This is a genomic window from Symbiopectobacterium purcellii (assembly GCF_019797845.1).
Classification (GTDB): Bacteria; Pseudomonadota; Gammaproteobacteria; order Enterobacterales; family Enterobacteriaceae; genus Symbiopectobacterium; species Symbiopectobacterium purcellii.
The window spans coordinates 1,989,478-2,000,336 of sequence record NZ_CP081864.1 but is presented as its reverse complement, the minus strand read 5'-3'; the positions used below and the strand labels follow the sequence as shown (position 1 = coordinate 2,000,336).

Below are 10,859 nucleotides of genomic sequence, written 5' to 3'. Positions count from 1 at the left end.
TTCATCGGCAGCGGAGGGTTCACCACCAGATTATCGGCTATCGCACTGTTTTACGCCCATAGAACAGCCAGGTGATCAACACGCACACCGCATAACACAGGATAAACACTTTTATTGCCCCCGCCGGTGAACCGGTCAACTCAAGCGACGTGCCGAACGCTTTGGGGATAAAGAACCCACCGATCGCGCCAATGGCAGAGATAAAGCCAAGTGCGGCGGCGGAGTCCGTCGCCGCTTCACGCAGTGCGTCGTCATCGCTGCCGCCGCGCGCTTTAACGCGCTCTGCGGTCAAACGCCGGAAAATCACGGCTATCATCTGGAAGGTCGAGCCACTGCCTAACCCTGCGGTGAGGAACAGCAGCATAAACAGCCCGAAGAACACGGCAAAACTGCCCGCATGGCCATCCGCAGCCAGCGACAGATAGAGTAATACCGAGAATAGCGCCATCAGGATAAAGTTGATCAAGGTGACGCGTACGCCGCCGAAATGGTCGGACAGCATGCCTCCCACCGGTCGTGCTAATGCCCCAAGCAGAGGGCCGAAAAAGGCGTAGTGCAGGATAACAATATCGGGAAATTGGGTTTTGGCGAGCATGGCAAATCCCGCTGAGAACCCGATAAACGAACCAAACGTGGAGAGGTAAAGAAAGCTGAGTACCCACAAATGCAAGCGTTTGAGTACCGGCAGTTGCTGACTGATTGAGGCTTTGTTGGTGCTCAGATCGTTCATGCCAAACCAGGCCGCCAGCGCGGCCACCAGCAGGAAAGGTACCCAAATCCAAGCGGCGCGGTATAGCCACACTGTGCTGCCATCCGCCTGTGTCACACCGCCAGCCGAGCCAAGCAACGGCAAGAAAATAACCAGTGGCACCAGAATCTGCATCACGCTAACACCCAGATTGCCCAATCCGCCATTCAGCCCTAGCGCACCACCCTGCCTGGCTTTAGGGAAAAAGAAGCTGATGTTCGCCATGCTGGATGCAAAGTTCGCCCCGGCAAAGCCACACAACAACGAGATGATGACAAAGGTGTGATACGACGTTTGCGTATCCTGCACCACAAACCCCAGCCACAGGCACGGGATCACCAAAATCAGGGTACTCAGGGTGGTCCAGCGTCGTCCACCACAGAGGGGGATGACAAAGGAGTACGGTACGCGCAGCAGCGCGCCGGATACCGAGGGAAGTGCGGTTAATAAAAACAGCTGGTCCGTCGAGAAGTGAAAGCCCACTTTATTCAGGTTAACAGCCACGGTGCTAAACAGCATCCAGACACAGAAAGAGAGCAATAAGCAGGGGATGGAAATCCACAGATTGCGGGTGGCGATGCGTTGCCCCTGCCGTTGCCAGAAATCAGGGTCTTCCGGATACCACTCCCCGATGGTCGCGTTAAGCGGCTTTCTCGTAGGATCATTTTTTGTTGTAGTAGGCTGCGTCATAAAAACCTCAGTGCGTAAAAACTCGGTATATAACCCTGAGGAAATAACAGGGTATTCAGGGCGCAACATGAGGGATGCCAGTGTAAATAAAATTGATATGAATCAACGCACTGTCAGGTAAAAAGCGCCCTTCTAACGCCACCCACCACCTTGTGAGTAACCCTGCGTAAAAAAATAAAAACCGCGAATTCAGCCCGTTAACGCGGCTTTAACGTCAACTACTCCCAGCCATGACTGGCTACGGATATTTGTGGGTACTTATTAAGGGGTATAGGGTTATAGCAAAGGATGGTGAAGAATGCAGACCTATCAGATACCTTTCGCTTTGTCGCCCTGTTTCGCGGCAAAGCACACGTACAAAAACAGGACATTCGTTGAACAACAATGTGAGCGAAGGATGGCGACGTGGCGTTCTCATGGCGAGACGCCTTTTGCTACCACTGTCCCTGACACATCAGGTCGCAATGCTGATGCTGTTACTCGGACTACTCGGCATTGCAGGCATGGCTATATCCAGTTGGATGTCACAGAACATTCAAGGGAATGCGCACGCCATCAATAAAGCGGGCTCCTTACGCATGCAGAGTTATCGCCTGCTCTCCATGGTGCCGTTATCCAACAGCAGCCACATTTACCTGGACGATCTCGAACGTGACGAGGCCAACAGCGATTTGCAGCAGGCGGTGCGTCGCGAAGGGTTGAGCGACCCTTTTTCTCAACTGCGCACGTTCTGGCAAACCCAATTGCGTCCCCGGTTACAGCAGGCGTCTCGTCCGGATGAAGCCGCCAGCGATGTTGCCACCTTCGTCGCGCAGTTAGATGCATTGGTATCCGCCATCGATCACAGCACCGAAGAACGCCTGGCGCTGGTCACCAAAATCCAACGCCTGTTTATCGTGCTGATGGGCATCGTGCTGCTGGCAACCATTCTCTATTTGCGCCATCGGTTGCTCACGCCACTGCGCAAACTGGTCGCCATGGCCCAAGCCATCGGCCACGGTGATTTTAGTGAACGTGTCAGCCTCTCCGGTAAAGATGAGATGAACACGCTGGCGCAAGCGTTGAACAGCATGTCGGATGAACTTTCCGCCATCTACCACCAGTTGGAACAACGCGTCACGGAACAGACCACCCGTCTGCGCCAGAAAAACGATACCCTTTCCTTTCTGTATCGCGCCAGCCGTCGTTTGCATACCAACGCACCGCTGTGCAGTCGGGTGATGCCGATTCTCAACGAATTGCCCACGTTAACCCCGCTGAACAATATCCAACTGCGACTGTATGAGAGCAATAACCAGGAACAGTTTCATCAGTTTAGTCACGAAGCGCCTTACGATGCGGCAAGTTGTCCTGACGCCAGTTGCCAAAGCTGCGGTGTATACAGCAACGCGAATGCGGCCAGCGGTGAGCCAGTATTTTGGACGCTGCACGACCAACACCACCAATACGGTATGGTTTTGGCTACTCGTACCAGTGAATGCGAACTGAACCCCGATCAACAGCAGTTGCTAAATACCCTGTTGGGCCAACTCACCAGTACATTGGCGCTGGAACGACAATCTGAACACCAGCAGCAGCTGATATTGATGGAAGAACGCGCGGCAATTGCGCGTGAATTGCATGATTCACTGGCCCAATCGCTCTCTTGCCTGAAAATTCATGTCAGTTGCATTCAGATGCAAGGCGGAAATCTGTCGGATGAGGTACACAGCCAGTTAACCGAAATGCGTGAAGAGCTGAACACCGCCTACCGTCAACTGCGTGAGCTGTTGACCACCTTTCGACTTCAACTCAACGAATCCGGCCTGTTAGCCGCGCTGCGGGCCACCGTCGAAGAATATGAAAAACGGCTGGGATTTACCTTGCGGTTGCATTATCAATTGCCACCGCAAGCGGTATCGGCCCATCAGGGAATTCATGTCCTGCAAATCGTGCGTGAGGCGCTCAGCAATATTTACAAACATGCACAGGCAACCGAGGTCGACATCACGCTGGTATGGCACGATAAACGTATCGAATTGACCGTACGTGATAACGGCATCGTTCAGGATAGCCAGCGCGTCAATCATTACGGTTTGATTATCATGCGAGACCGCGCACAGCCTGCACGGAGAGTGTGTTATTACGCGCCATCAGGATGGTGGAACGCAGGTGAAAGTGACTTTTGACGCAGAAAACCGCTACCGCCCCGAATTAACAGGAGAACACCATGACGAATGAAGTGCCAAATGACGATAGCGCGACCCTTTTATTGATCGACGACCACCCGATGTTGCGCAATGGCGTAAAACAGTTGCTCAGCATGGTACCCGGTTTGCGCGTGGTGGGGGAAGCCAGCGACGGGGAACAGGGCGTGGTATTGGCGGCCGAGTTAGATCCAGACCTGATTTTACTGGATCTGAACATGCCCGGCATGAACGGATTGGAGACGCTGGTGCGCTTGCGAGAAAAGGCGCTGTCAGGCCGCGTTGTGGTCTTTAGCGTTTCCGATCATGAAGATGACGTAGTGAGTGCCTTGAAAAACGGGGCAGATGGCTACTTGCTTAAAGACATGGAGCCGGAAGATCTGTTGGCGTCATTGCATCAGGCCGCATCAGGGAAGATGGTACTCAGCGAAACCCTGATGCCGATCCTCGCCGCCAGCCTGCGGGAAAATCGTCAGGGGAGCGATCGCAGCATTCAGCAGTTGACGCCCCGTGAGCGTGATATTTTGAAACTGCTGGCACAAGGGCTTGCCAATAAGGTGATTGCACGCAAGCTTTCCATCACGGAAAGTACGGTGAAGGTGCACGTTAAGCATCTGTTGAAAAAAATGAAGCTGAAATCGCGAGTGGAAGCAGCGGTATGGGTACTGCAAGAGAAAATATTTTAGTCGCCGGGAGCCGTCGTAAGCGCCATCCCGGCAGTGCCGCGTTGGCGGTTATCGCAAGAAGATTTTGCCTTCCGAATAGGTGACAGCCTGGCCGCTAATCAGCACCCGATCGCCTTGCCATTCGCAATGCAAATCGCCGCCACGGGCAGAAACCTGACGCGCACGCATCGTGGTTTTTCCCAAGCGATCGTGCCAATAGGGGATCAGCATGCTGTGCGCCGACCCCGTGACCGGATCCTCGGCAACGGCTTCTCCCGGGCAGAAAAAGCGGCTGACAAAATCATAGTCGTCTCCCGGTGCTGTCACGCACACCATTTTGCCCAGGGGCTTCATGGCGTGAATATCTGGCGTTAACGCCTCTACCTGTTGTTGGTTTTCCAGCACCACCAGATAATCGCGCGCTGCACGCACCTCAACCGCGCCGTCGATCCCCAAACAGCGCAACAGCAGCGCGGGCGGCGTGACCGGCTCCGCCTGCCAGGCAGGGAAATCATACGCTGGGCCTTGGCGTAGGTTGGTAACCCGTTTCGTCGCCATTGGCTGATGTAGTGCGGTCAATGGCGACGCGATAAGAGGTTGTTTAGTGCTGTGTTAATTGATGTTGCGTTGATTAACGATGCTAAACGCCCCACCAGTCACCCTGCTGTGGATGCGCCTGCTTCGCCTGTTCCTGAAGCTCTCGCACCCGCTGCGCCAGCGCCGTTAGGCATTCATCGGCCATACCGTGTTTTTTGAGCGCCTCTTCCAGCGCAAACAGATACTGTGCATTGGTTCCCAGCGGACCGCTAGCTCTGGCAATCAGGGGGGCAACGCGGTGTATACAGGTATCCGCTTCGATCAGCGGATGCTGTTCTTGTGAAACAAACACCAACGCCGTGAGTGTCTCACCGCTGTGGCAGTGCAAATCGCACCACTCCGGACGATAGCAACCGGTGATCATCTCACGCTTCCACAGCAGTTCCAGATCTTCACGCAGCGAGGCCTCCGGCAAACGAAATGCCATCCCGGTCGTTTTCCCGCCTGGCGTTAATGCCAGCATGCGCCCAGGTTGGGTTGCCGTACCGCGTCCTGCCGTAAGGCGCAGGCAAAATGCACGCTGCCAGCCGGAAAGTGTAGCCAAACGGGCTTCCTCCGGTGTAAATACCGGATTCCACATCAGTGAGCCATAACCAAAGACCCACACCGGGCTATCAGGGCGACGCGATAGCGTCTGGTTCAGGGAGTCCGCTCGCTGCGAAGGCGTGAGCAGCAAGTTTTCTTCGATACAACCAAAAGACGTACCACAATCAGCCTTTTGTAAAAAATCGCGTGTTAACAATACCTTAAAATCCCCAACAACCAATAACCGAACAAAAAACGCCGCGTACTTTCTGACAAAAACCGCGTAACTGCTTAAAATTTCTGCAACTGGTTCCAGAATATGCCATTTTTTGTGTGGCAATCAAGCTTGATCTTAATCACAAAGGGTTAATGTAACGCTGAAATCGTAACAAAAAAGGGTGAACAACACTTTTTTAGCCACGCGTGCTTTTTGCCTGTCACTAAAATGATAATCACTATCATCAACATGCTATGATGTTGTCCATCAAATCAATAATGATATCGGCTGAATGATGGAGAAATTTAATGGCTCATCCGACAGGTTTTCGCCCAGCCCAACCCCGATTAATCCAGGTTAAACGCATCACCGATCTCTCACCGCACTTGCGCTGCATCACCTTTCACAGCGACACCCTGCTCGACTACCCGGCAGTCGGGCGACATGCTGCACATATTAAACTGTTTTTAGCGCGTCCCGGTCAGAAAGCACCTACGTTACCCACATTAGGAGAGCGAGGCCCGCAATGGCCAGAAGGTGAGGCGCGCCCCGTCGTGCGCACTTATACTATTTATGCTTTCCGGCCCGAATTGGGCGAAGTGGATGTTGCCTTTGCCCTGCACGACCACGGCGGACCCGCCGTCACGTTTGCCCGCAACGCACAGCCAGGAGATAGCGTAGGCATTACTCAACCGGGCGGTCCGCACCCGATGCTGCCTGCGTCCAGCGCCTATTACCTGGCAGGCGATCCCTCTTCGCTACCCGCCATTGCGGCGTTGCTAGACGCATTGCCCCGCGATGCCACCGGTCATGCCGTTATCCGCGTCGACAGCGAGGCCGATCGTCTGCCACTGACCGCCCCCATTGGCCTCAGCGTGCATTGGGTGGTCGGCTCGACCGCTAGCACGGATACGTTGTTGCAAAAGTTCCACGCTGTGACGCGCGATATTGACGCCAGCAGCGCATTTTTCTGGCTGGCAGGCGAAGACCGTATCGTGGTGCAACTGCGTCGTTATGTACGTAGAGAGCTCAAGGTTGATAGAAATCAGCTCTACGCCGTGCCATATTGGCGTGAAGGGTTAAACGAAGAGGATTATCACCAGAAACGTCACGATGTTATGGATAATCCAGATGATTGAGCTTGCTAAAATTCACTAGCCACATCAATACAGTGGGGAGAAAACTGCAAAATTCTCTCCACTTACCCTCTTTTTATCACCAAGAATGTAAAATCACTTAAAATCTCCCGCCTGCTGCGCGCATTCTGCTAATCTGTTTTTGTTTTTTAGGCTATAACTATACCTTAAAGAATTCGTGTTGCAGGGCAAAACGTTTACGCTTTGAACAGCGCCTATGCTGGCCCGTAGGGTGAACCTCAGGATGAGGTTCATTCATCCCGATGCGCATACTCAAGTAAGTGATTTGGATGAACGCATCTGCAACGTGAAGTATGACAGGTATACCTGTAAGCCATTTCTTTCCGCAACGCCACACCCTTGCACATGGATTGCCGTCGCTACCCGTCAGGCATAAGTGAAAAGAACAATAAGGCGTGCGGCACGACCTGTGAGATTCAATACTTTTGATAAGGAACCGCCTGCAATGAAGTCGCACACTGAGGTGATCAAAACGCGTCACCACGAATATTCCCTGATATTCCCCATTATTGCGCTGTTTGTTTTGTTGCAATGGAACGATGCACAGAACCTGATAGCAATCCTTGGTATCAACTTTATTGCATTGGTAGGTATTCTCGCCAGCGCCTTTAGCGTCGTGCGCCATGCTGACGTGTTGGCCTACCGGTTAGGCGAACCTTATGGTTCACTGATCCTCAGTCTCTCCGTCGTCATCCTTGAAGTCAGCTTAATCTCTGCGCTGATGGCCACGGGGGATGCGGGTCCGGACCTGATGCGTGATACGCTTTATTCCATCATTATGATCGTCAGCGGCGGCCTGGTCGGGTTTGCCTTACTGTTAGGCGGTCGGAAATTTGCCACACAGCACGTCAACTTGATCGGTATCAAGCAGTACCTGATGGCCATTTTTCCACTGGCCATTATCGTGCTGGTTTTCCCCACTTCACTGCCGGGTGGTAATTTCACCACCGGGCAAGCGCTGATTATCGCCCTCATTTCCGCCGCCATGTACGGCGTGTTTCTCCTGATCCAAACACGCACGCACCAAAGCCTGTTTATCTACGAACATGAAGATGAAAGTGATGACGGCGACCCGCACCATTGCAAACCCTCTGCGCACAGTTCGCTGTGGCACACCGCCTGGCTGCTGATTCATCTGGTAGCGGTGATCAGTATCACCAAAATGGACTCCGCGCCGCTTAACGCACTGCTGACGCGCATGAACGCCCCGGAGCAATTCACCGGCTTTCTGGTGGCGCTGCTTATCCTCTCTCCAGAGGGGCTGGTCGCGATTAAAGCAGTGCTGCGCAATCAGGTGCAGCGTGCAATGAACCTGTTTTTCGGATCGGTGCTCGCCACCATTTCACTGACCGTGCCAGCGGTCACCGTGATTGCCAGCCTAACGGGTAATACGCTGAATTTCGGTCTGGAGATGCCAAGCATCGTCGTCATGGTCTCGGTGTTGATGCTGTGTCATATTTCGTTCTCAACCGGCAGGACCAACGTGTTGAACGGCAGCGCACATTTAGCCCTGTTTGCTGCATATTTGATGACAATCATGCTGTAATCCTACGGGAAAGCCCTGATTTTGCGTCAGGGCATCCTGCATTTTGATGTAAGTCTTAACACTCCCCGCTTAACAGGCGTATCCTACACTTCACTTATCGACGACGGGTCAACTGCCCGCCATTTTTTTGTCCTTTTTTGGTCTGACATAAGATGAAAACGCATGGAGTAAGCGGGGTTACGCCTTTTAGTGCGCTGATCGCCGCCTGTTGGCGCGAAAAATATACCGCACAACGTTTGGTTCACGACATTATCGCGGGCATCACCGTGGGGATTATTGCCATTCCACTGGCAATGGCGCTGGCGATTGCCAGTGGTGTTCCTCCGCAATACGGGCTTTACACCTCGGCGATTGCCGGGATTGTCATTGCGGTAACCGGAGGGTCACGCTATAGCGTTTCCGGTCCAACGGCAGCCTTCGTGGTAATTCTGTATCCAGTTTCGCAGCAGTTTGGCCTCTCTGGCTTGTTGGTGGCCACACTGCTTTCCGGGGTATTTTTGGTGTTGATGGGCGTCTGCCGCTTTGGGCGCCTGATTGAATATATTCCGCTGTCAGTGACGTTAGGCTTTACCTCCGGTATCGGTATCACCATTGCTACCATGCAGATTAAGGACCTGTTTGGTCTGCACCTGACCACCGTACCCGAGCACTATATCGAAAAGGTGATAGCGCTGGCACAGGCGTTTCCCACCCTGACGCTGGCTGACACGCTGATCGGCCTGACAACGTTGGCAGTGCTGGTGTTGTGGCCCAAACTGGGCATCCGCTTGCCAGGCCATTTGCCGGCGCTGCTGGCAGGCGTTGCTGTCATGGGTATCATGTCGCTGATGGGCCACGATGTCGCCACCATCGGTTCCCGCTTTAGCTATATGCTGGCTGATGGCTCGCAGGGTCAGGGCATTCCGCCCATTCTGCCGCAGTGGGTGCTGCCATGGAACGTGTCCGCCGCCGGTGAACCGGCCATGACGCTCAACTGGCAGAGCATTTCCGCCCTGCTCCCTGCGGCATTTTCCATGGCGATGCTCGGCGCTATCGAATCACTGCTGTGCGCGGTGGTACTGGACGGAATGACCGGTAAAAAACACAACTCCAATGCCGAATTGATGGGACAAGGCTTCGGTAATCTGGTCGCGCCGTTCTTTGGCGGCATCACCGCCACCGCGGCTATCGCACGCTCCGCCGCCAACGTGCGTGCCGGGGCAACGTCCCCGGTGTCGGCGGTGGTGCACGCGCTGTTGGTGCTGTTGGTGCTGTTGGCGCTTTTGGTGCTGGCTCCCTGGCTCTCTTATCTGCCATTGGCCGCCATGGCCGCGCTGCTGCTGCTCGTCGCCTGGAATATGAGTGAAGCCCATAAAGTGGTGGATTTGCTGCGTCATGGCCCCAAAGATGACATCATTGTCATGCTGCTTTGCATGTCGTTGACCGTGCTGTTTGATATGGTGATTGCGATTACGGTGGGGATTGTGTTGGCGTCGCTGCTGTTTATGCGCCGCATTGCCCAAATGACCCGGCTGAGCGAACGTCCAGAGACCTCATCGCCGACGCGACTGGTACTGCGGGTCAACGGCCCACTGTTTTTCGCCGCGGCGGAACGCATTTTCAACGATATTCTGCAACGCAGCGAGCATTATCAGACCATCCATTCTGCAATGGGACGCGGTGCCGATTCTGGATGCCGGAGGACTCAATGCGTTCTTGCGTTTCAGCGATGCCTTACCCGCTGACAAACAGCTATTGATAACCGATATTCCGTTCCAACCGCTAAAAACCTTGGCGCGCGCCAATGTGCATCCCATTGCAGGACGACGCACATTTTATCCCACGCTGGCCCAAGCGTTGGAAGCAACGCAGTCTATCGATTAATCTCACCACCCATTAGGCCGCGCAAGCGGCCTAGACCGGTGTGATCTGGACACTCATTGCGCTGCGACACTGTTGTTGATGCCGCACAGGCTTCCCGGATCGTCACTAACTGTTGTGACGTCAGCGGATACGGCAGCACAATATTCAGTGCTGTCAGCTTCTGCTGCTGCGCCAAGGCGATCAATCGCGTCAGGTTGGTTTCATCGTTGACCTGAGTGGAAAGCACCTGCATTGCCAGCGTTTTCATTTGCTCTTGCGGGGCTACCTGACGGGCCGACGCAGATTTTGTCACCATGCCGATAATCGGCAACACGCCATACATGGCATCAATAAAACGCCAGCGTTTGTTACACAGCGCTGCCAAATACTCAGCGTAATCAATACTTAACGCCTCATTGGAACACACAGACTCTGGGTTATCTCCCATGTCCTTCTCTCCTGTTCGCCAGTGGGTTCATCGCGTCACTTGTACGTCAATCACCTTTCATCAAGCGTCGATAATACATCTGCCCTGTTTTACCAGGCTCACGGGTTACCCCCCTATATTGTCATGAGCGTGAGTGATTTGACAGCGCGAGCACGTTATCAAGTTCACGATATTGCAATGAAATCCGGTATCTGCGCGTTATACCCTTTTACGCTTCATTGCTGGCGCTGCCCATGTG

6 protein-coding genes and 3 pseudogenes are annotated in these 10,859 nt (G+C 53.8%); 5 read left to right on the top strand and 4 right to left on the bottom strand.

What is annotated here, in order from left to right; all coding sequences use genetic code 11:
* Positions 1–37: 37 nt before the first annotated feature.
* Positions 38–1,438: a NarK family nitrate/nitrite MFS transporter gene (locus tag K6K13_RS09325; RefSeq protein ID WP_222160535.1), complete on the bottom strand. Its 1,401-nt coding sequence runs from the start codon at positions 1,436–1,438 to the stop codon at positions 38–40.
* A 416-nt stretch (positions 1,439–1,854) separates the two neighbouring features.
* Here K6K13_RS09325 and narX point away from each other — a divergent pair.
* A pseudogene (narX, locus tag K6K13_RS09320) lies at positions 1,855–3,658 on the top strand (nitrate/nitrite two-component system sensor histidine kinase NarX).
* Positions 3,648–4,310 (top strand): two-component system response regulator NarL, encoded by a 663-nt coding sequence (narL, locus tag K6K13_RS09315; protein WP_222160534.1) that lies wholly within the window; start codon positions 3,648–3,650, stop codon positions 4,308–4,310. Before narX ends, narL begins: the two are co-directional and overlap by 11 nt.
* A gap of 48 nt (positions 4,311–4,358) precedes the next feature.
* Here the strand turns inward: narL and K6K13_RS09310 are convergent.
* Both K6K13_RS09310 and K6K13_RS09305 read right to left on the bottom strand, forming a co-directional pair.
* Positions 4,359–4,802, bottom strand: a pseudogene (locus K6K13_RS09310) (PhzF family phenazine biosynthesis protein); the annotation flags it as partial.
* Between the two features lie 127 nt (positions 4,803–4,929).
* The gene (locus K6K13_RS09305; protein WP_222160532.1) at positions 4,930–5,628 is read right to left on the bottom strand and encodes a gamma-glutamylcyclotransferase; all 699 of its coding nucleotides are present in this window, start codon (positions 5,626–5,628) and stop codon (positions 4,930–4,932) included.
* Between the two features lie 308 nt (positions 5,629–5,936).
* Between K6K13_RS09305 and K6K13_RS09300 the strand changes: the two genes are divergently transcribed.
* The 3 genes and pseudogenes from K6K13_RS09300 to dauA all read left to right on the top strand — a co-directional run bounded on the left by K6K13_RS09300 (position 5,937) and on the right by dauA (position 10,194).
* Complete coding sequence (locus K6K13_RS09300; RefSeq protein ID WP_222160531.1) at positions 5,937–6,767, top strand: siderophore-interacting protein; 831 nt, start codon at positions 5,937–5,939, stop codon at positions 6,765–6,767.
* A gap of 463 nt (positions 6,768–7,230) precedes the next feature.
* A complete protein-coding gene (gene chaA, locus K6K13_RS09295; RefSeq protein ID WP_222160530.1) occupies positions 7,231–8,331 on the top strand; it encodes a sodium-potassium/proton antiporter ChaA in 1,101 nt (366 codons plus the stop codon).
* A gap of 152 nt (positions 8,332–8,483) precedes the next feature.
* Positions 8,484–10,194, top strand: a pseudogene (dauA, locus tag K6K13_RS09290) (C4-dicarboxylic acid transporter DauA).
* On the opposite strand, the gene K6K13_RS09285 reads toward dauA, so the two are convergent.
* Positions 10,184–10,621, bottom strand: a complete 438-nt coding sequence (locus tag K6K13_RS09285; RefSeq protein ID WP_222160529.1) for a hypothetical protein — start codon at positions 10,619–10,621, stop codon at positions 10,184–10,186. The pseudogene dauA and the gene K6K13_RS09285 sit on opposite strands and share 11 nt — an antisense overlap.
* Positions 10,622–10,859: the final 238 nt, after the last annotated feature.